The organism is Candidatus Enterococcus murrayae, assembly GCF_017315985.1.
GTDB classification, from domain to species: domain Bacteria; phylum Bacillota; class Bacilli; order Lactobacillales; family Enterococcaceae; genus Enterococcus_A; species Enterococcus_A murrayae.
In genome coordinates, this window is sequence record NZ_JAFLVR010000050.1 from 1 (window position 1) to 22,403 (window position 22,403).

General features: G+C 39.9%; 19 protein-coding genes. All 19 read left to right on the top strand.

Annotated features, from left to right (window positions below; translation table 11 throughout):
- Positions 1 to 507 precede the first annotated feature (507 nt).
- The 19 genes from trkA to JZO85_RS18140 all read left to right on the top strand — a co-directional run bounded on the left by trkA (position 508) and on the right by JZO85_RS18140 (position 22,311).
- A complete protein-coding gene (trkA, locus tag JZO85_RS18050; RefSeq protein ID WP_207109904.1) occupies positions 508 to 1,875 on the top strand; it encodes a Trk system potassium transporter TrkA in 1,368 nt (455 codons plus the stop codon).
- Between the two features lie 12 nt (positions 1,876 to 1,887).
- The gene (locus tag JZO85_RS18055) at positions 1,888 to 3,327 is read left to right on the top strand and encodes a TrkH family potassium uptake protein (protein WP_207109905.1); all 1,440 of its coding nucleotides are present in this window, start codon (positions 1,888 to 1,890) and stop codon (positions 3,325 to 3,327) included.
- A gap of 285 nt (positions 3,328 to 3,612) precedes the next feature.
- On the top strand, positions 3,613 to 6,387 hold the full coding sequence (locus JZO85_RS18060) for a sigma-54-dependent transcriptional regulator (RefSeq protein WP_207109906.1): 2,775 nt from the start codon (positions 3,613 to 3,615) through the stop codon (positions 6,385 to 6,387).
- Between the two features lie 199 nt (positions 6,388 to 6,586).
- Positions 6,587 to 7,087 carry a PTS sugar transporter subunit IIB gene (locus tag JZO85_RS18065; protein WP_207109907.1) on the top strand — a complete coding sequence of 167 codons (501 nt, stop codon included), beginning with the start codon at positions 6,587 to 6,589 and terminating at the stop codon, positions 7,085 to 7,087.
- A 75-nt stretch (positions 7,088 to 7,162) separates the two neighbouring features.
- Positions 7,163 to 8,152 carry a mannose/fructose/sorbose PTS transporter subunit IIA gene (locus tag JZO85_RS18070; RefSeq protein ID WP_207109908.1) on the top strand — a complete coding sequence of 330 codons (990 nt, stop codon included), beginning with the start codon at positions 7,163 to 7,165 and terminating at the stop codon, positions 8,150 to 8,152.
- 32 nt (positions 8,153 to 8,184) lie between these two features.
- On the top strand, positions 8,185 to 8,988 hold the full coding sequence (locus JZO85_RS18075; protein ID WP_207109909.1) for a PTS mannose/fructose/sorbose transporter subunit IIC: 804 nt from the start codon (positions 8,185 to 8,187) through the stop codon (positions 8,986 to 8,988).
- A gap of 21 nt (positions 8,989 to 9,009) precedes the next feature.
- A complete protein-coding gene (locus tag JZO85_RS18080; protein ID WP_207109910.1) occupies positions 9,010 to 9,921 on the top strand; it encodes a PTS system mannose/fructose/sorbose family transporter subunit IID in 912 nt (303 codons plus the stop codon).
- A gap of 109 nt (positions 9,922 to 10,030) precedes the next feature.
- Entirely contained in the window at positions 10,031 to 10,402 is a 372-nt protein-coding gene (locus JZO85_RS18085; RefSeq protein ID WP_207109911.1) for a DUF956 family protein, read from the top strand.
- A 158-nt stretch (positions 10,403 to 10,560) separates the two neighbouring features.
- A complete protein-coding gene (locus JZO85_RS18090; protein WP_207109912.1) occupies positions 10,561 to 12,321 on the top strand; it encodes a PTS mannitol transporter subunit IIBC in 1,761 nt (586 codons plus the stop codon).
- Between the two features lie 84 nt (positions 12,322 to 12,405).
- Positions 12,406 to 14,457 carry a PRD domain-containing protein gene (locus JZO85_RS23450; RefSeq protein ID WP_207109913.1) on the top strand — a complete coding sequence of 684 codons (2,052 nt, stop codon included), beginning with the start codon at positions 12,406 to 12,408 and terminating at the stop codon, positions 14,455 to 14,457.
- Positions 14,458 to 14,490: 33 nt separating this feature from the next.
- Positions 14,491 to 14,928: a PTS mannitol transporter subunit IIA gene (locus tag JZO85_RS18100; RefSeq protein ID WP_207109914.1), complete on the top strand. Its 438-nt coding sequence runs from the start codon at positions 14,491 to 14,493 to the stop codon at positions 14,926 to 14,928.
- A gap of 1 nt (position 14,929) precedes the next feature.
- Positions 14,930 to 16,069 (top strand): mannitol-1-phosphate 5-dehydrogenase, encoded by a 1,140-nt coding sequence (locus JZO85_RS18105; RefSeq protein ID WP_207109915.1) that lies wholly within the window; start codon positions 14,930 to 14,932, stop codon positions 16,067 to 16,069.
- Between the two features lie 384 nt (positions 16,070 to 16,453).
- Positions 16,454 to 17,722, top strand: a complete 1,269-nt coding sequence (locus JZO85_RS18110; RefSeq protein WP_207109916.1) for a M20/M25/M40 family metallo-hydrolase — start codon at positions 16,454 to 16,456, stop codon at positions 17,720 to 17,722.
- Positions 17,719 to 18,525 carry a DUF3100 domain-containing protein gene (locus JZO85_RS18115; protein WP_207109917.1) on the top strand — a complete coding sequence of 269 codons (807 nt, stop codon included), beginning with the start codon at positions 17,719 to 17,721 and terminating at the stop codon, positions 18,523 to 18,525. Before JZO85_RS18110 ends, JZO85_RS18115 begins: the two co-directional genes overlap by 4 nt.
- On the top strand, positions 18,506 to 18,994 hold the full coding sequence (locus JZO85_RS18120; RefSeq protein WP_207109918.1) for a hypothetical protein: 489 nt from the start codon (positions 18,506 to 18,508) through the stop codon (positions 18,992 to 18,994). The genes JZO85_RS18115 and JZO85_RS18120 overlap by 20 nt, the downstream gene beginning before the upstream one ends.
- Before the next feature lie 167 nt (positions 18,995 to 19,161).
- The gene (gene nagB / locus JZO85_RS18125; RefSeq protein ID WP_207109919.1) at positions 19,162 to 19,863 is read left to right on the top strand and encodes a glucosamine-6-phosphate deaminase; all 702 of its coding nucleotides are present in this window, start codon (positions 19,162 to 19,164) and stop codon (positions 19,861 to 19,863) included.
- A gap of 243 nt (positions 19,864 to 20,106) precedes the next feature.
- Complete coding sequence (locus JZO85_RS23365; RefSeq protein ID WP_207109922.1) at positions 20,107 to 20,733, top strand: CatB-related O-acetyltransferase; 627 nt, start codon at positions 20,107 to 20,109, stop codon at positions 20,731 to 20,733.
- Between the two features lie 89 nt (positions 20,734 to 20,822).
- A complete protein-coding gene (locus JZO85_RS18135; RefSeq protein WP_207109920.1) occupies positions 20,823 to 21,533 on the top strand; it encodes a pseudouridine synthase in 711 nt (236 codons plus the stop codon).
- Positions 21,534 to 21,606: 73 nt separating this feature from the next.
- Positions 21,607 to 22,311: an MgtC/SapB family protein gene (locus tag JZO85_RS18140; RefSeq protein WP_207109921.1), complete on the top strand. Its 705-nt coding sequence runs from the start codon at positions 21,607 to 21,609 to the stop codon at positions 22,309 to 22,311.
- The last annotated feature ends 92 nt before the right edge of the window (positions 22,312 to 22,403 follow it).

Here is a 22,403-nt window from a genome sequence, read left to right on the forward strand (position 1 = left end):
ACGGTATTTTTGGTGTCTTTTTCAGTGATCTGGAGCGAAATTTTTTATTCTCTTGTGTGTCCGAGCGCAGTGATGACGGGATGGAGCAAGTAGCGTAGTGAATCCTGCGGGGCCATGAACAGAAACTTGATCGGGAGGCCAACTAAACCGAGGTCCGAAACTGAGGAGGAACAGCGAATAAGTGTAGTTTCTAAGCAAATCATGACTAATATGAATACACAAGGCTCATCCATTGCAATGGAAAGGGCAGAAGATTTTTTCCTTCTAGGCTATTTTTTTGAAAATGAATTTTCTGTTAAAAAGGAAGGTGATTGTTGTTTGTTTTGAGATTTGTTAGCCAAAAAGCACTTTATTTTTCTAATCAGTCTCTTTTTGGTCAAAAACGATGAAAACCTTCATTTTGTTTTAAGTAATCTGGGAAAAGACTTTCTCAAAAGTCCGTTGTTTTCCCTTGTAGAAAAGGCTAGAATGGACAATAAGAATATCATTTTTAAGCAGGAGGAACGAATGAAAATTATTGTTTTAGGTGCTGGGAAAGTTGGCAAAGCATTAACTCAGCAGCTGTCTGATGAGGATTACGATTATGATGTAGTCGTCATTGATTTACATGCAGAAAAGGTAGAGTCGATCATCAATCAATACGATGTATTAGGTGTGGTAGGTGATGGTGCGACTTACGATATCTTAATGGAAGCAGGTGTCGACGATACAGATATCATTATCGCTGTAACACAATCAGACGAATTAAACATCTTAGCCTGCTTAATGGCGAAAAAAATGGGGGCCAAAAATTCTATTGCTCGTGTTCGAAATCCAGAATACTTGAAGCAACGTTCGTTCATGCGTGATCAATTAGGATTATCAATGATTATCAATCCAGAATTAGAAGCAGCAAATGAGATTCGGCGCCTGCTGTTATTTCCTTCTGCGTTTAAAGTAGATACGTTTGTTGGAGGGAAAATCGAATTAGCAGAATTTCGCTTAAAAGAAAATGCAAAATTAATTGGTGTTCCATTGAATCGGCTAGATAAGGTGTCTAAAACAAATGTTTTGATTTGTGCCGTACGACGAAAAGATGAGGTGCTCATTCCGGATGGAAATTTTGTTCTTGAGCAAGGAGATCGTATTCATGTGATGGGGCAGCATCGAGATTTGGTTCGTTTTTGCCAGAATATTAATTTGTTTGAACAAAAAACTAAACGTATCATTATCGTTGGCGGAGGGCGAATCGCATATTATTTGGCACGTCAATTGAATGAACATGGCATCCAGGTCAAAATCATTGAGAATAATCCGAAGCGCTGCTTGGATCTTTCTATCATGCTGCCAAATGCGACGATTATTGAATCAGACGGTAGTGATGAGGAAGTTTTGATTGAAGAGGGGATTGATTCAGTCGATGCTTTTGTTGCATTGACAGGTCTTGATGAAGAAAATATCGTGATTTCATTGTATGCGAAACAGATGAAAGCGAAAAAGACGGTGGCCAAAGTGACACGGACGAATTTTACAAATGTCTTGGACCAGCTGGATATCGACAGCGTCATTTCACCTAAAAACATTATCGCGACACACATCTTGCGTTATGTTCGGGCGAAAAACAATAAGGACGATGATAGCAGTGTAAAAACCTTGCATCATTTGTTCAATGATGATGTTGATGCCATGGAATTTGTGGTGACACCGCAAACCTGCTTTTTAAACAAAAAAGTTTCTGAAGTGAAACTGAAGAATAATATATTGATTGCTGCTATTTCAAGAGAGCGGGGATTTGTCGTTCCGAAGGGCGATACCGAGATTCGTTTAAAAGATCATATCGTGATTATTACGACGGATCGAAAGATTTGCAGTTTGAATGATTTGGTAAGGAGATAGCGGTGACTCATTATGAATAAAAAAATGGTCCTATTTACCATCGGAAAATTGCTGAAGGTAGAATCTATTTTGTTATTGCTTCCTTGTCTGGTCGGATTGATTTTTAGCGAAAAAGAGGCTGTTTCTTATGCTATTGTGGCAGTCTTTGTATTTATTATAGGCACGTTGTTCAGTTGGAAAAAACCTAAAAATCGTAATATTTACGCAAAGGAAGGTTTCTTCATTGTTGGCGTCAGCTGGGCGTTGCTTTCTTTATTTGGCGGCTTTCCATTCATGCTTTCGGGAGAGATTCCATCGTTTGCGGATGCTTTTTTTGAAACAGTTTCTGGCTTTACAACGACGGGCTCTTCAATACTATCTACACTGAGCAACATGAGCCATGCAAGTTTGTTTTGGCGAAGCTTCACCCATTGGATTGGCGGAATGGGGATTCTCGTATTTACTGTCGCATTTATACCAATAGCATCTGGCAGAACGATGCATATATTAAAGGCTGAGATGCCAGGTCCGATTATTGGTAAGTTAGTATCGAAGGTGCATGTAACTGCTCGTATTTTATATGTAATTTACACTGTTTTAACCCTGGTTCAGATTATCTTGTTGATATTAGGCGGGATGCCGGTATTTGACAGTATTTTGAATTCCTTTGCAACAGCAGGAACGGGCGGCTTTTCTATGAGTAACGTCGGGATAGCAGGTTACAATAGTGCCTATATTGATGCAGTTATTACGGTCTTCATGATTCTATTTGGTATAAATTTCAATTTGATCTATTTCTTTTTGATTGGAAAAATCCTTCCAGTACTAAAAAGTGAGGAGCTGCGCGGCTATTTAGGAATTATTGCTGTATCGACGATATTGATTACGATCAACATTTCATCTCAATATTCTTCGTACCTAAAGGCGTTCCGTTATGCTGTTTTTCAAGTGGCGTCCATTATCACAACAACGGGATTTACTACAGCAAACTATGATCTTTGGCCCATGTTCTCACAGGTCATTTTGCTCTTACTAATGTTTGTTGGTGCCTGTGCTGGTTCAACAGGTGGAGGAATCAAAGTTTCACGAATTCAAATGCTTTTTAAGCATGCGATTCAAGAATTAAAAAGAATCGTTCACTCCCGTAGCGTGACATCCTTAGAATATGAAGGTGAAACAATCGCGCCTAAAACCATTGGAAATATTCATGCTTATTTGGTGCTCTATCTTTTGGTCTTTGTTGGTTCATTACTGATACTGTCTTTGGAAAACATCGATTTTCAAACGATCTTTTCAGCAGTTGCTACCTGTATCAATAATGTGGGGCCGGGATTTAAGGCAATTGGACCCACTGGGAATTTTGGTTTTTTATCTGATCTTTCCAAATTAACCTTGTCCTTGGTTATGTTAGCTGGAAGATTAGAGATGTTTCCGATTTTGTTGCTCTTTTCAAAATCATTTTGGAAGACTTAAAGGTAAAAAAGTAAACATCTTATCCTGCATTGGGATAAGATGTTTTATTTTCGATTGATCAAAAAAGAGTATGCAGGAATATTTTCTATATAATAGAAGAAACACGACTTTAAGAAAAGTGATTGTCAGCAAAGTTAGGTATTTTTAAGGCAGTATAGGGGAAATACCCAAAAATTTTAAAATTTAAAAAATATAGTGTATTATTTTACAGCGAAATGTTTGACATTTTAATAAAAACTATAGATGATTGTTAATAAGGAATACACTATTAAAGAAGGTGACTGAATGGAACGACGAATTGACCGCATTTATCGCTTTGTTTCAGAAAATGCTAATGTGACGACGAAAGATGTTGCGGATTCATTGGATATTCAACGGACAAACGCCAGTAAAGATTTGAATCTTCTTGTTAAGGAGGGGCAACTAAGTAAAAGTGAAGGCAGACCTGTTCGCTACTTTGTTTCGACCCAGTCAGTAGAAGCGTCGTTTGATGCAGAAGTCCCTCAAGCAAAAAGAACGACTATGGAACCGCCAGAAAAAAAGATTTTAAACCAGAATACCGGCAATGTATTCACTCAAATTATTGGTTCTACCGGCAGTATGCGCAACGCTGTAGAGCAAGCAAAGGCGGCTACTTTGTATCCGCCGCGTGGATTGAATTGTTTGATCACTGGACCAACAGGGTCTGGGAAAACTTTTTTTGCACATGCAATGTTCCAATTTGCTCAAACAGAAGGTGTCATTGAGTCAGATCGTGAGTTGATTGTTTTTAACTGTGCCGACTATGCTAATAACCCTGAGCTGTTAATGAGTCATTTGTTTGGATATGAGAAAGGTGCTTTTACTGGTGCAGATACGGAAAAGGATGGTTTGATCCAACAAGCTGATGGAGGCATGCTGTTTCTAGATGAAATTCATCGCTTACCTCCTGAAGGCCAAGAAATGATTTTCTATTTTATGGATCATGGAACGTACAGTCGTCTTGGTGAATCTGGGAAAAACCGTTTTGCCAATGTACGAATCGTAGGGGCAACAACAGAAGACCCCCATTCGGCCTTATTAGATACATTTGTGCGTCGAATTCCGATCAATATTCAAATGCCTGCCTTTAGCAGCCGACCTGCAGCCGAGCAGATTGATTTGGTTCGTGTCATGGTAGCGATGGAGGCCAATCGTATTCAGCGAAAAATCACGCTGACTGAAGATGTCGTAAAAGCTTTACTAGGCAGCGTTTCTTATGGAAATGTCGGACAATTGAAATCGAATGTACAATTGATATGTGCCCGTGGCTTTATGAATCATATGATGCAGGAAGAAATTCATATCACATTGAATGATTTGACGGAAGGAATCAAAGCAGGATTAGTTCAGCTTTCTGCAGATAGGATCAAATCAACAGATATTTCACCTTATCTTGAACCCAAGATGGTAGTCACTCCTAATGAGATCGATGAATTGATCAAGACGGATACGTATGAACTGCCGTACAATTTGTACGATATCATTGGTGACAAAGCCGCTTTGTTAAAAACAGAAGGATTAGATCAAGAAACCATCAATCATTTTATTTCTACTGATATTAATGTGCATTTGAAATCATTTTATAAAGACCATGGTTTTACTTTTGACACAGAAACGCGATTGACTGAGTTTGTTGATAAGCATGTCATTGAGATAAGTAATAAAATTGCCGCTTTAGTTAGTGAACGGTTAGAGACCCACTTCCAGCAAAATTTTATTTATGCTATGAGTCTTCATATTTCTTCTTTCTTGAAAAAAATTCATGTGGGAGAAACACGGGAGACAAATGCAAATATTCGTGAGATGGCAAAGGATTACCCGACTGAGTTTGCAGTAGCTCGTGAAATTCGTCGTCTGGTGGAAAAAGAATTCCAAGTAGACATACCTGATAGTGAAGATTATTATCTAACCGTTTTGCTGGTTTCTCTGCGGGAGGATCAGTCAACTGGTAAAATCGGTGTGGTTGTAGCGGCTCATGGCAACAGCACGGCAACTTCAATGGCGCAAGTTGTACGCGAGTTACTCGATGTTTCGAATATTATTGCTGTTGATATGCCATTAGATATGCATCCGCGGGTCGCTTATGAAAAAATGCGTGAAGCAGTGACCCAGATCGATGAGGGCAGCGGAGTATTAATTATGGTAGATATGGGTTCATTGGCTACCTTTAATGAAGAAATTGAAAAAGACACAGGAATTGAAGTTCGTACTTTAGATATGGTTACGACACCCTTGTTGATCGAGGCAGCCCGAAAATCGAGTGTATTAGGGTCAGGCGTTGATGAATTGTATGAATCATTGCAGGGCTTTCGCGGCTATGGTCGTGTGACACAAGAAATGACTGAACCGCAAGAGAAGCAGGCAATTCTGGCAATTTGTGCTTCTGGCGAAGGTACGGCACAACGATTGAAAGAAATTATTGAGCGTCCATTAAAACAGCGGAACCTGAAACATATTGAGGTTTTGACATTAGCTGTTGCAGATATTAAGACTAAAGTACCTGCCTTTAAAGAAGAATTTAAGATCTTAGCAACAACTGGGATTATGGATCCCAAGGTGGGCGCACCATATATTCCGATGGAGAAATTCATCAATCAAAAAGCCGATCAAATTCTAGATGAGCTTTTACTGGAAAATGATTTATCTGAACAAGAAGAGGTTGTTTTAGATGCGAATAAGGCGCGTCAATTGTGTATCAACTTTATGGAAGAAAGCTTTACTTTTATTAATCCCAATAAGTTGATCGATCCATTGTGGCGCTTGGCACAAACAATGATCAATAGCACTGGTAACTCGTCTGATTATGCTTTAATGGTAAATTTTGTCATGCATATGGCAGGAACGATTGAGCGGGGAATATTGCAGCAGCCGTTGAAAATCGATGAAGAGTCGAAGCGTATTTATCAGAGTGTAACGGATAATGTTGTAATGAATCGTGGATTGAATGAGTTGGAAAGTCAGCTTCGAATCACGATTCCAACTTCAGAGCGATACTATATTTATCAATTGCTTAAGAATAATGAAGAAATTAGCGTATAAATAATACACAAAAAAGGATACAGTCTACTGTATCCTTTTTTGTGTATCGTTATAAACGCGATAAATAAAGAATTTCTTGCTAGTGTATTTTGGCACGGTACTTGCTTTATTATAAGTGAGTACTTGTGTGTTACTGTACTCGAATAATGTAATACAAGTCTTTTAGCATCTGAGCCTTGTAACAGTAGGAGGTGGTGGGATGGTAATGGATATTCGACTCACTCGTATTGATGATCGTTTGATTCATGGTCAGGTAGCGACAGTTTGGTCCAAAGCAACAGGGATCGAGCGTATCTTAGTGGTTAGTGATGAAGTTGCGAACGATGAGTTGCGTAAGTTCCTCCTAAAACAAGCCGCACCACCAGGAATCAAGTCCAATGTTGTCACAAAAAGAAAACTGGTTGAAGTGTATCGAGATCAATTGTTTGATGGAATGAAGGTCATGCTTTTGTTTGCTACTCCGCAAGATGTAGTAGAGGTCGTTGAGTCAGGTGTTGATCTAAAAGCGGTTAATATTGGCGGTATGCGATTCAGTGAAGGCAAGAAAATGATTACGAATTTTATTTCTGTTGATGGTGAGGATGTAAAGTCTTTTCTCAAATTGACAGAAGCAGGAATCGAGTTGGAAATTCGTCAAGTGCCGACAGACCGGAAGACAGATTTGATACAACTGATCAAAAAAGAAAAGATGCTGCAGTAAATTAATTTTGGTTACAGGTTTTTTAGAACTTATTTATATTTTTGAGCTGTAACAATAATAGTAGGAGGTAAAAAGATGGTAGGAATTATCATTGCTAGTCATGGTGAGTTCGCTAACGGTATCTTGCAATCTGGAGCGATGATCTTTGGAGAACAAGAAAATGTCAAAGCAGTAACTTTGATGCCGAGTGAAGGACCTGATGACGTTAAAGCAAAAATGAAAGACGCAATCGCTTCTTTCGAAAACCAAGACGAAGTATTATTCTTAGTCGATCTTTGGGGTGGAACTCCTTTCAACCAAGCAAACAGCTTGTTTGAAGAACACAAAGATTCATGGGCAATCGTCGCTGGTATGAACTTACCGATGTTGATCGAAGCTTATGCTTCACGTTTCTCAATGGAAACTGCGCACGAAATCGCTGCTCATATTTCTGGAACAGCAAAAGAAGGCGTTCGGATTCGTCCAGAGGAATTAGAACCCGTTGAGGCTGCTCCAGTTGCAGCAGAAGGTAACCAACCAACAGGTGCGATTCCAGAAGGAACTGTACTGGGAGATGGACACATTAAATTTGTCCTTACACGCGTAGACTCTCGTTTATTGCACGGACAAGTTGCGACAGCATGGACAAAAACAACTGGACCTAGCCGTATCATCGTAGTTTCAGATGCAGTAGCAAAAGACGATCTTCGTAAGAGATTGATCGAACAAGCTGCTCCTCCAGGTGTTAAGGCAAACGTTATCCCAATTGACAAAATGATCGAAATTTCAAAAGACCCTCGTTTCGGAAATACAAAAGCGTTGTTACTATTTGAAAATCCTGAAGATGTATTACGTGCAGTTGAAGGCGGCGTTGACATTAAAGAGGTTAACGTTGGATCAATGGCTCATTCAGTTGGGAAAGTCGTAGTAAGTAAAGTATTGTCAATGGGACAAGAAGATGTTGACACTTTCGAAAAATTGAAAGCAAAAGGAATCACATTTGACGTACGTAAAGTGCCGAATGATTCAAAAGACAACATGGATGAAATCCTTAACAAAGCAAAAAATGAATTGAAAAACGCTTAAGCAACATAATTAATTTAATAGGAGGGCTTATAATGTCTGGTATTTCAATGGTATTAGTAGTAATCGTTGCCTTTCTAGCAGGTATGGAAGGAATTTTGGATGAATTCCAATTCCATCAACCGCTAGTGGCATGTACATTAATTGGTTTAGTAACCGGTAATTTAGAAGCTGGGATCGTATTAGGCGGCTCACTTCAAATGATCGCCTTAGGTTGGGCAAACATCGGGGCTGCCGTAGCACCGGATGCTGCATTGGCATCTGTTGCATCAGCAATTATTTTAGTTTTAGGTGGTCAAGGAGTTAAAGGTGTTTCTTCAGCGATCGCGATCGCTGTTCCTCTAGCTGTTGCTGGATTGTTCTTAACAATGATCGTTCGTACTTTAGCTGTGCCAATCGTTCACTTTATGGATGCTGCTGCTGAAAAAGGTGAAATGCGCAAAGTTGAAATGTGGCATATCATTGCTGTATGTATGCAAGGTGTTCGTATTGCAATTCCTGCCGCTGCACTATTAGTAATTCCTGCCGACACTGTACGTGGATTCTTAGAATCAATGCCTGCTTGGTTAACTGATGGCATGGCTATCGGTGGTGGTATGGTTGTTGCCGTTGGTTACGCAATGGTTATTAACATGATGGCTACAAAAGAAGTATGGCCATTCTTTGCAATTGGTTTTGCAATTGCAGCACTTTCTGAATTAACGTTGATCGCATTAGGTGTTATCGCGGTTGCATTCGCTTTGATCTATTTGAACCTACAAGAAAGTTCTGGTGGTTCATCTAATGGCGGCGGAGGCAACACTGGTGATCCGCTTGGCGACATTTTGAATGATTATTAATCTTGGAGGAGGAGAAATAAAATGGCAGAAAAAATCGAATTAACGAAAAAAGATCGTTTAGCCGTTGCATGGCGTTCTACCTTCATTCAAGGTTCTTGGAACTATGAACGTATGCAAAATGGTGGCTGGTGTTTCGCAATGTTACCAGCAATCAAAAAATTATATAAGACAAAAGAAGACCGTACATTAGCAATGCAACGTCACTTGGAATTCTTTAATACGCACCCATATATCGCTTCACCAATCATCGGTGTGACACTAGCACTTGAAGAAGAACGCGCGAATGGAGCTCCTGTTGATGATGTAGCTATTCAAGGGGTTAAGGTTGGTATGATGGGACCTTTAGCCGGTGTTGGTGACCCAGTCTTCTGGTTTACTGTACGTCCGATGTTAGGTGCCTTAGGTGCTTCTCTAGCTTTAGCTGGAAACATCATGGGACCAATCATTTTCTTCCTTGCTTGGAATATCATCCGTTGGGCATTTATGTGGTATACACAAGAATTCGGCTACCGTGCTGGTTCTAAAATCACTGATGACCTTTCAGGTGGATTGTTACAAAAAGTTACTAAAGGAGCGTCAATCCTAGGTATGTTCGTTCTAGGAGCGCTAGTTCAACGTTGGGTAAATGTGAAATTTACACCGATTGTTTCTACTGTTAAATTAGACAAAGGTGCTTATATCGAATGGGATAAATTACCTGCTGGTGCTCAAGGAATCAAGTCTGCTTTAGAACAACAAGGTTCAGGTCTTGCATTAAATAGTTCTAAAGTAACTACTTTACAAGATAACTTGGATCAATTAATTCCAGGTCTTGCTGCATTACTATTAACATTACTTTGCATGTGGTTATTGAAGAAGAAAGTTTCTCCAATCGTTATTATTCTTGGTTTGTTTGTAGTCGGTGTTGGCTTGCATGTACTAGGTATTATGTAAGAAAGACAATTATTAAAATGCTCGGGCTTGCCCGAGCATTTTTTGCTTAAAAAGAGTAAAATAAGTATAATAGTTTAACAGATACATATACGGAAATGGAGTAGGTCTAATGGTTCAATCAATCAATACAAAGGTCGATTTGACGATCGATGCTACCTCGTACTTAGGAGTAGCTGATTATGGGAAAATTATGATTGGTGATAAAGGGTTTGAATTTTTCAATAATCGCGATGCTCGAAAGTTTGTTCAAATTCCTTGGGAAGAAGTGGACTATGTAATCGCTTCTGTTGTTTTTAAGGGAAAGTGGATACCTCGTTATGCTATACAAACGAAAAAAAATGGTACATACTCCTTTGCCTCAAAAGAGCCGAAAAAAGTTCTGAGAGCAATTCGTGAGTATGTTGACCCTGACCACATGGTTAGATCACTAGGCTTTTTTGATGTCATTAAACGTGGTGTTCGCAATAAGCTGCATAAGTAAGAAAAGGTCGTTTATCCTTGAGATGAACGGCTTTTTATTTTTGGCACAAACTTCTGTGCCAAAGCTCTATCTACATTTTGTTGAAAGCGGATACCTCCGGATATATGATGAATATGTAAACGAAATCATTTTATATTATTTCTAAGGAGGAAAAGGAAATGGAAGCTACTGGACAAAAGGGTGGACTTAAGGCGAAAGTCCAGCGCCTCGGAAGTCACTTGTCAGGGATGGTTATGCCAAATATTGGAGGCTTTATTGCTTGGGGGGTTATCACCGCTTTATTTATCCCAGATGGATATATTCCAAATGAACAACTTGCTACACTAGTTGGACCAATGCTTTCTTACTTATTGCCATTATTGATCGCTTATACAGGCGGTAGCATGGTCCACGGACAACGTGGCGCGGTTGTTGGGGCAATTGCTGCAACAGGAGTGATCGTTGGTTCGGAAGTTCCAATGTTTATTGGAGCAATGATCATGGGTCCTTTAGGCGGATGGTGCATCAAGAAATTTGATGACGCTTTCCAAACGAAGATCAAAGCTGGATTTGAAATGTTAGTCAATAACTTCTCCTCTGGATTGATTGGTTTTGCTCTAGCGGTACTAGGCTTTTATGCAATCGGACCGGTTGTGTCTTCGTTAACTGAATTGATGGCATCAGGTGTTGAATCAATCATCAATATGCACCTATTACCACTAGCCAATATCTTTATTGAACCAGCGAAAATCTTGTTCTTAAACAACGCAATCAACCACGGGATTTTAACTCCGTTGGGAATCGAGCAAGCAGCTGAAGCTGGAAAATCTGTTCTATTCCTATTAGAAGCGAACCCTGGACCAGGGCTGGGAATCTTGTTAGCCTTCACGTTATTTGGAAAAGGTGCGGCGAAATCTTCTGCACCAGGTGCGATCATTATCCAATTCTTGGGTGGGATTCATGAGATTTACTTCCCATATGTAATGATGAAACCTCTTTTATTCCTAGCTGTTATGGCCGGTGGTGTGGCTGGAACATTTACTTTCCAATTATTAGGTGCTGGGCTGCGAGCAGCTGCTTCTCCAGGTTCGATCATCGCTGTTATGGCAATGACTCCGCCTGACAGTATTCTAGCGAACTTGGCAGGGATTATCGTGGGATGTGCGGTTTCATTCTTAGTAGCAATGATTATTATCAAATCTGATAACAGTGAAGAAGATGATTTGGCTGCAAATCAAGCTGCTATGGCTGATGCAAAAGCTCAAGCAAAAGGCCAAAGCGCAGTAAAAGCAGATAACCAGGAAATGTTCGGCAACATCAACAAGATCATCTTCGCTTGTGATGCAGGTATGGGTTCAAGTGCGATGGGGGCTTCAGTTTTACGGGATAAAGTGAAAAAAGCTGGCCTATCATTACCAGTTTCAAACTCAGCAATCAACAATTTGAATGATGATCCAAATGCGTTGATTGTAACGCAAGAAGAACTACACGATCGGGCTTCGCAAAAGGCTCCAAGCGCAACCTTTGTTCAAGTGGAAAACTTCATGAACTCACCACGCTATGATGAGATTGTTGAACGGCTATCTGCTGAACCTGTGGGTGATACCGAAAAAAAGCCGCTGACAGATAATGTGGTTGAAGGCTTAGCAGATTATTCTAAAGTCGAACACATTATCTTTGGATATGACAAAGTGAAGGGTTCAGCGAATATGGGAGCAACGATCTTGAAAAAATTATTGAAGGATAATAATTTGAGCTATCCTGTCGCTGTGGCTGCGATTAATTCGTTAAAAGATGAAACAAATGCTTTGATCATTACGAATAGTGCCGAAACAGTACAAGCGGAGCAACAGGCACCAAGTGCGACACATGTACCACTGTCCGATTTAGTCGCGTCGGAAAAATATGACAAAGTCATTGAAAATCTAAGGAATAAGTAGTCTTTTATCCAGAATCGTATTACTCTTAAAGCAGTGAGGGATTCTCACTGCTTTTACCCTTTTGAAATTATTGGAGGAGATATTGTGTATTTTTCGATTCGTGAAAAAAAGATACTTTCCCTTTTATTAGATTATCCTAACGGTGTCACACCAGAGGAACTGCAAGATATTTTACAAGTCAGCAAGCGAACGGTTTATCGAGAGATTTCGAGTATTGAGAAAACAATCAAATCGCAGGATATTCAGATCATCAAACCACGAGGTGAAGGCTATCGGATCGTAGGGGAGAGCTTAAATTTGGAACGCTTGCAGCAGCAATTGGCGGAGAAACAGTTGGAGTTATTTACAGATAACGTGCAGCGTCAAAGCGCGATTGTTTGTTCCTTGCTACTGATGGATGAGGAAGAGACGATAGAAGGGCTAGCCATTGATTTTAAAGTCAGTCCAGCAACGATTACTTCTGATTTAGCCGCCATTGAAAAAAGCTTGATCGATTATCGTTTGGAACTGCAGCGACTGAAAGGTCGAGGAATTCGGATCGAAGGACGGGAAAAACAGCGTCGTCAATTATTGAGTAATTTGATTTACAACGGTGTGAGTGAGTTTGACTTTTTCCAATTTATTGATTCGTTAGATGAGGAAAAAACTACCACGGATAATTTCTTTTTAAATTTGTTAAGTCAATCGAGTTTATTGCTGTCACGTGAGATCTTTGAACAGGTTTCTCAACAAGCCTTTGATCAAGTGACCGATAATCAATTGCAGCGGGTCTTGATATTATTAGCATTATCCATTGACCGCATGGCACAGGATCGGTTTGTAGAGGTCGAACAAGAGAATAAGGCGAAGCCCGAAAGCATGCAGATTGCCAGTCAGGTTATGATCAAAGTTGCGACGACGATCAAAAAAGCGATCCCGCCGCAGGAAGTTCGCTTCTTTGCTTTTCAATTAGAGGGTGTGAATTACAAGAAGCCGCAAAATATTTTTATTGATAGTTTTGATGTTGAGCTTTCCTATAAAATCAAAGAATTGATTCGTTTAGTCTCTGAGACAACGGAAATTGATTTTCGCAAAGACGAGCAGCTTTTTAATGATCTATCTGCACATATGTCGGCTGCTTTAAAACGAAACCTAACTGTTCTTCAAGGGGCGAATAATCCACTATTACAAAAAATTCGTGATAAATACCAAGCGTTGACAACGGCAATCATCAAAGAATTGGCGGTTGTTTTTCCAGATCATCAATTTACTGCCGATGAGTTAGGCTATGTCGTGATTCATTTCGCCACTTCTTTGGAACGGCATCCAAGCAGTCGAGCGTTATCTGCTTTAGTATTATGCTCCAGCGGGATCGGCACGGCGCGGATATTAGAAAGCCGCATTCATAAGTATTTGACTGAGATTGAAAAAGTTCAGGTCGCGAAGATTTCTGAGATGAATCAGCTGGACTATAAAAGCTATGATTTGATTTTAGCGACCGTTTTTTTACCAGGCTTCAATTTACCATACAAAGTGATCTCACCGCTTTTGTTAGATGATGAAATCAAAGAGATCAAAGAGTATATTCAAACACTGCATCCAGAAAAAATCAACGAGCTAATCGCTGAACCGAAGCAAGAACCGAGCGAAGCCTTTGATGAAATCTATGAGACGATGCGGATTGCCAATAATTTATTGCAGAATTTTGATGTGAAACAGATATTCGCAAAAGAGACGATTGAGCAGACGTTAGAAGAAATCATTGAACAGCTTCAAGGAACAATCGTATCTGATGCTAAGGCAGTAACGGAGAAAGTGATTAAACGCTATTTAGTGGCGCCGATCGGGGTTCCAAATACGAATTTTGCTTTGTTCCATTGTGCAGATGCGCATGTTAAAGAACCATTATTCACGATTTATGATTTAGATCAGAAGTTTTTGATTCAAGGAATGGATAAAAAAAGCATTGAGCTGACTCGCGTCTTATTACTATTAGCGCCTGATCCAATGCCAGAAAGTCATCAAATTCTGTTAGGAAAAATCAGCAGTTCAGTCATTGAAAGTGATCTGAATACTGAGATCTATAAATTTGGCAATAAGGAAATCATTTATCAGCTGCTGAGTTCTTTATTTGTTAAAGAGATTCGAGAAAATTAGCGATAGCTTAGAAAAAAATCAGGGGGAATTAAAATGGAATTACAGCCAGAAATGATCTTGTTAGACCAAGAGTATGCCAATAAGGAAGAAGCGATCCGTGCGAGCGGGCAGCTGTTAGTAGATGCCGGTTGTGTGGAAGAAGGCTATGTGGATGCTATGATCGAAAGAAACGAGTTGGTTTCCGTTTATATGGGGAACTTTATCGCGATTCCTCATGGTACTGATGAAGCGAAGCGCTATGTGAAAAAGAGCGGTATTTCAGTGATTCAAGTCCCAACAGGGGTTCATTTTGGCAAAGACGACACAGAGGATGTGGCGATGGTCCTGTTTGGTATCGCTGGAATCGAAAATGAACATTTGGATATTTTACAAAAGATTGCAATTTTTTGTTCAGATGTTGAAAATGTCGTTAAATTGGCAGACGCAAAAACAAAAGAAGAAGTCATTGGCTATCTTCAGGAGGTAGAGTAGGATGCAAGCAACACACTTTGGTGCAGGAAATATTGGCCGCGGGTTTATCGGAGAAATTTTAGCAAAAAATGGTTTTTCAATTGATTTTGTCGATATCAATGAAACAATTATCAATGCTCTAAATGAACGAAATGAGTATACGATCCAGCTGGCAGATGAGAGTCAAAAAGAGATTCATATCTCAAATGTGGATGGATTAAACAATCAAACGAAGCCTGATTCGGTGATTGATTCAGTCAGCCAAGCAGATATTGTGACGACAGCAATTGGTCCTAATATCCTGCCCTTCATCGCAGAATTGATCGCTAAAGGTATACAAAAACGTCGCAGCGAAGGCAACACGACTCCCTTAGATGTGGTGGCGTGTGAAAATATGATCGGCGGCAGTCAATTTTTGTTTGAAAAAGTGAAGTCTTTCTTATCGGCTGAGGATAAAGCCTATGTGGAACAATATATCGGATTTCCTAATGCTGCAGTTGATCGTATCGTACCGATCCAACATCATGAGGACCCACTATTTGTTTCCGTCGAACCATTCAGTGAATGGGTGATCGATGCGACCCAAAGTAAAAACAAAGCATTACAGCTTGAAGGTGTGGAGTATGTTGACGATTTAGAACCTTATATTGAACGTAAGCTGTTTTCAGTTAATACAGGTCACGCGACAGTTGCTTATACGGGTGCTTATGCTGGATATAAAACAATTGATGAAGCGATAGCAGATGAACAGGTATTAGAAAAACTACGCGCAGTTCTTGGTGAAACCGGAAATCTATTGATCAATAAGTGGAAGTTTGATCAAGACCAACACGCTGCCTACATTGATAAGATCGTTAGTCGCTTCGAAAACAAATATATTTCAGACAGTATCAGCCGTGTGGCACGGACTCCGATCCGTAAATTGGGTTATGATGAACGCTTTATCCGCCCGATTCGCGAACTGAAGGAACGAGGCCTAGATTACACGAATTTAGTTGATGTAGTCGCGATGGTTTTGAACTATGATGATCCAAACGATGAACAAAGTGTCGAACTGCAAGGGTACTTAAAAGAAAAATCAGTTGCCGAAGTTATTCAGCAAGTGACAGATCTAAAAGACGATGAATTAATCGCAGAGATTTCTGCAAGATATCAAAAATAGTTGTGACATTCCCAATCCGGATTTTTTTTCCGTGTTGGGATTTTTTTGTCTCTTTAGCGAGTAATTATTAGGAATAGCCAGTTTATTGCAATTGATTAGCTAAATCAGCAGCACCTATTCTAAAATATCTGAACGTTCTTTTTGGAAACATTAAGAACGATATATCGATAAATAGTTCGTGTTTTAACGAGAATAAGCTTGATTCTTTCATTTCAAAACGATATTATTAAAAAAGTCGATAAATTTTATTTCAAGCTTCATTAGAAAAGTGTAGTCGTAAATGACGGTAGAATGTCTAGTACTAGATTATCGATTTTTTGACTTTCCTTCTGAAGTAATTTTTCGTGCTTTCGGCTTTTCCATTATAAAACAAGGAGGAATCAAATGACGACATTTGCTGATTATTATCATCATTTGAAAGAGTTCACAGAAGATTTATTTCTACATCCTGAGTTAGGTTACAAGGAGCATCGGACATCCAATAAAGTGATTGAAGAATTGAAACGTATCAATCCACAGATTGAATATTCTAAATTTTCTGAAACGGGAGTTAAAACTTTTTTATCTACGGATAAGAAAAAAACACTGGGCTTTATTGCAGAGCTTGATGCTGTCTATGCGCCAACACATTTTCAAGCAGATGCTGAAACAGGGGCAGCGCACAACTGTGGTCATTTTACTCAAGTTGCAATTGCTCTCTCTTTGTATGATCATTTCGTTAAGACTCAATCATATAACGAGCTGGATTTCAATCTATGCTTTATTTTTATACCTGCGGAAGAGTATCTGGACCTGGATTTTCGCAAGGAGCTTCGAGCGGCCGGCAAGATTCAGTTTTTAGGCGGCAAGCCAGAAGCGATGTCATTGGGAATATTTGATGACGTGGATTTTGGCGTGTGTGTTCACGCTATCGGAGAAGTATTTGACCGTCCGACAATTGAGGTTAATTGTGATTTGGCCGGTTTTTTGTATAAGCGTTACCATTTTTCTGGAAAAGCAGTTCATGCAGGATTTGATCCATTTTCAGGGATCAATGCCTACAGTATATCGACTTTATTCAACACAGCAATTGGATTGAGTCGTCAGCAGTTTAAGGATACGGAGTCGATTCGGGTAAATCCGATCGTGATGGACAGTGATATGTCGACGAACGTGATCCCGAATCATATCACAGTGGGCACCGATCTGCGCTGCAAGACACTGGAATACATGCCGGAAGTTGCGCGTAAACTGGATCGTGCTGCACAAGGTAGTGCTTATGCTTTAGAAGGAGAAGTATCGATTGAAACAGAAATGGGCTATTTGCCATTTGTTCAGGATCGATATTTGAATAGCTTTGTAGAGCGAACGTTTGCGAAATTCGACAAGATCCCAGATATTATCGATGATCGTGGGGGAATTGCGGCTGCTGGTGATATTGGTGATTTAGCATTCATGATGCCTTGTATCCAAATCAGTTATGGTGGTTTTGAAGGAACGATTCACGGAGATGATTTCAAAATGATCGATCCAGAATTTGTCTTAGAGACTTTTCCTGAGTTTTTAGCAGAGGTGCTAAAAGAAATGTCCGGTAATTTGGACGAGAAAAAATTCTATCGTCGTTCATTTAAGGAATATAAAGAGTTGATTGATTCAATTGGAGGGAATGTATGAAAAAGCAGTTGGTTTGGTTAGTTGGTTTTGTGGTTGCAGTAGTAACGATCGCAGAAATGATCGGGATGCAATTCATTTCATTGGGAAGTACGACGATTACCGTTTTACCGTTAGTATTTTCTGTTTTATTAGCAATGCTATTTGGTTTGCCAGTAATCCGTAAAGGACTTATCGCAAAAATTTATTCAAAGAGCAATATTCAATTTTCTGCTAAATACTTATTGTATATCATGTTGCCGTTGATGGCGCGTTACGGAGCCGATGTCGCCCCAAGGTTAAAAGAGATCTTGACAGTTGGCTGGGTATTTTTGTTTCAGGAGTTGGGAAATGTCGGTACGGTACTTATCGGTTTGCCGATAGCACTTATGTTAGGCTTACGTCGTGAAGCGATTGGTGCAACTTTAGGATTGGGCCGCGAAGGGGAGCTAGCATATATTTCTGAGAAATACACGCTGGATTCTGCCGAAGGTCGTGGTGTGCTGTCGCTTTATTTGATTGGAACGTTGTTTGGTTCGATCTTCTTCAGTATTTTTGCCCCAATCATGGCAGGCTTAGGTTTTGACTATCGGGCATTGGCGATGAGCTCTGGAGTTGGTTCTGCCAGCATGATGACCGCAGCTTCTTCATCATTGATTGCCTTAATGCCTGAAAATGAAACAACGATTGCTGCTTATGCGGCGGCAAGTCAATTGCTAACTAGTTTTTTAGGAACGTATACGATGGTCTTTATTGCGGTTCCGTTACAGCGATTCATGTATAACTTATTGACAGGAGGATCACGTCGTGGAAAAGAAACAATCTAATGAATATATCAAAATCTCTCTGGTCTTATTATTGAGCATTACCTTGATCTTATTCACGCAAGGAATCAAGCTGCTCAAAAATCCTGAATCAACACCAATTACCTTTAATACGATTCAAGGGTTAGTAGTATTATGGGCTTTCTCTATGATCGGTGTGTTTATCTCAACGTTGGTAAAGAAAACAAACATCAAAATTTTAGCCGATTTTCCAATTCTTGGCTGGGTATCGTTGACCTCATTATTTTTCTGTCTGCTTTCTGACTTTTTTGTTCAAGCAATTGCAGGAGTTGATTTTTTGTCGATTACTACACCGATTTTAGCCTTTGCAGGTCTTTCGGTAGCAGATAGTTTGATGGATTTGCGGAAAACATCTTGGAAGGTAGCGATTGTTGCGATCTTTGTTTTTATCGGCACCTATTTAGGAAGTGCGGTTATTGCTCAGATCGGATTGCTGTTATCTGGCAAGTAATTTGGCTAGCTGAAGGAGCAAATCTTGCTTCTTCAGTTTTTTTTGTATTGAATTCTTGAGCTATTAAAGAGGAAAACTTCTTGAGCCGAGCTAGACTTTGGTGTTGCAAATCGGATAAAAGGGTGTTAAAATTGGTGTATACCAAATTGAAAAAGGAGCGTTTACCCATGAAAGTAATTCGTGTGAAAGATGCCAACGAAGGCGGAAAAAAAGCATTTGAAATCATCAAAGATGGAATGGAAAACGGCGTAAAAGTATTAGGATTAGCAACAGGCAGTACTCCTGAAACTTTATATAAAGAAATGACTTCTAGTGATTTAGATTTTTCAGAAATGACTTCTGTAAACCTAGATGAATATGTTGGACTAGCTGGCGACGATGTACAAAGCTACCGCTATTTCATGAACGATCAATTATTCAACCAAAAACCATTTAAAGAAACATTCGTACCAAATGGTAAGGCAGAAGATTTAGAAGCTGAATGCAAACGTTACGACGGTGTTATCGCTGATCATCCAATCGATTTACAAGTATTAGGAATCGGTCGCAATGCCCACATCGGGTTCAACGAACCAGGAACACCATTTGATGTAACAACTCACGTAGTTGAATTAACGGAATCCACTATCGAAGCAAACAAACGCAACTTCGATAAAGTTGAAGATGTGCCAACTCATGCATTATCAATGGGGATTGGTTCAATCATGAAGAGTAAAAAAATCTTGTTGATGGCTTTTGGAACAGATAAAGCGGATGCGATCAAAGACATGATCGAAGGATCAGTAACTACAGATGTACCTGCAAGTATTTTACAAAACCATGATGATGTAACAGTGATCATTGACGAAGATGCAGCAAGCAAATTATAAGAAATTTTTTAGTGCCAAGGAAATTTTCCTTGGTACTTTTTTGGTCAAGAGCAGGATTGATCAGTGGTATACTATTTTAAAGAATACCGAATAGGCAATAGGAGTGTGAGTAGATGAGAAGGTGCATTGTTTAGGCTGGAATAGTATAGGAAACTAATCATTAGTAGTTGATTAGTGGAGCAATGAGAGACAATGTATTTCTCATTGCTGGTAAAAAATTCTTTAAAATAGGAGTGATGGACTATTCCAGCAGAAAAACGTTATCCAAGAAGCGGTGATCATGAGACGATTTATTTAAAATCAGCAATTACACGACCGAATATTGTTGTCGGCGACTATACGATTTACAATGACTATCGCAATGATCCCTGCAAATTTGAGCAGAACAATGTATTGTATCAGTATCCCATTAATCAGGACCGATTGATTATCGGAAAATTTTGTTCGATCGCTTGTGGGGCGACGTTCATTTTTAACAGTGCCAACCATCGACAATCAGCTCTTTCTACCTACACGTTTCCTCTATTTTATGAGGAGTGGCAGCTAGATAAAGAGCAAGTAACATCCGCTTGGGACAACAAAGGAGATATCGTGATCGGAAATGATGTATGGATCGGTTACGAGGCAACGATTTTATCTGGAGTAACCATTGGTGATGGTGCGATCATCGGAGCGAAGGCAGTCGTTACAAAAGATGTTCCGGCGTATAGTGTTGTTGGCGGTGTGCCCGCAAAAGAAATCAAGCAGCGATTTGATTCAAAAACGATTCAAAAGCTGCTGCAGTTGAAATGGTGGGAGTGGCCGCATGAAAAAATCCAAAGGGCTATCCCATATTTGAAAAATGGCGATGTTGATCAATTGATGAGTTAGAAACCAAAGCTCAGTCGTAATTTCGGCTGAGCTTGCTTCTTTTGTATCTTTTGCTATAGTGAAAAGGAGAAAATTAGTCGGAGGAAATTATGCGTTTAGATAAATTTTTGGCAGAAGCTGGCTTAGGCAGCCGCAAAGAAGTTAAACAGCTGATTAAAAAAGGACAAATTAGCGTGAATCAGCAAATCGAAAGAACAGACAAAAAACAGATTGATCCAGAAAAGGATATCGTTGACTATCAAGGGGAGAAACTGCATTATCAAGAGTTTTATTACTATTTATTGCACAAACCAGCAGGGGTGGTGAGCGCAACGGAGGACACGCGTGATCGGACTGTCATGGACTTATTTTCTCCCGCAGATTATCGGAGTGATTTATTTCCTGTTGGCCGTTTGGATAAAGACACTGAAGGCTTGCTGCTGATCACCAATGATGGGAAACTGGCTCATGAACTGCTTTCTCCTAGAAAACATGTGGAGAAGGAATACTTTGCGGAGGTTCTTGGAGTAATGACTGCCGAAGATCAGGATCGTTTTCGCAGCGGCGAAATCACATTGGATGGGGAGCTCACCTTACCCGCGGAATTATTCATTGATGAAGCGGATAAGGAAATGTCAAAAGTTCGAATTATCTTGCATGAGGGAAAATTTCATCAGGTCAAACGAATGGTCAAAGCCTGCGGAAAGGAAGTAACCTACCTAAAAAGAATTCGAATGGGAAAAGTAGCTTTGCCTGAGGAGTTGGCTAAGGGCAAGTATCGTTCGTTGACGGAGGATGAATTACGAGCATTAAAGGGTTGAGAGACTCCCTATTTTTGTAGCCGTGCTATACTAGTAGTGAAGAGATTTTTATGGAACAGGAGATGGTGCGCAAATGGATTTGAAATTATCTGTTTATGAAATTATGCTGCGATTGTTTTTAGCTATGATCATGGGCGGTGCCATCGGTATTGAGCGGGAGTATAAAAATCGTCCCGCAGGAATTCGGACCCACATCTTGGTTTGTATGGGCGCGACCATCATCGCTTTGATTCAGGTAGAAATCGCGGATCAGGCGTTGCGTTATGCTGCGGCTAAACCAGAATTTGTCGGTGTTGTTCGAGCGGATGAAGCCCGGTTAATTGCGCAAGTCGTCAGCGGGATCGGTTTTCTTGGCGCTGGGACGATCATGGTCAGCAATCGTTCTGTCAAAGGATTAACTACGGCGGCTTCGATCTGGGCAGGTGCTGGTTTAGGTATTGCGATTGGGATGGGGTATTATACAATTGCAATCTGCAGCTTTATTGGGATTATGTTAGCCTTGACTGTAGTGAAACGAATCATCAAAATCAATGCCATTAAGAAGCTGGAGATTCGTTACATTCATCGAGAAGCGACTAAAGAGTTTATCATGAACTATTTTGAGAGCAAAAAGATCGAAGTAGAAGATGTGGATTTCGACGTGGATTTCATGGATGACTACCGTATCTACACGAATGTTTATACGATTGATTTGCCGAGAGGAATGAATTATACTGATGTGATCGAGGATCTATCCATGTATAAAAACATTACGAAGCTACGAATGATCAATGTTTAAAAGAGAGGATAAAATCATTTTACTGATGATTTTGTCCTCTTTTATTAATGACTTCAGTCAGTTTCGCTCGCGCTAGCGAGTGAAACAAAAAA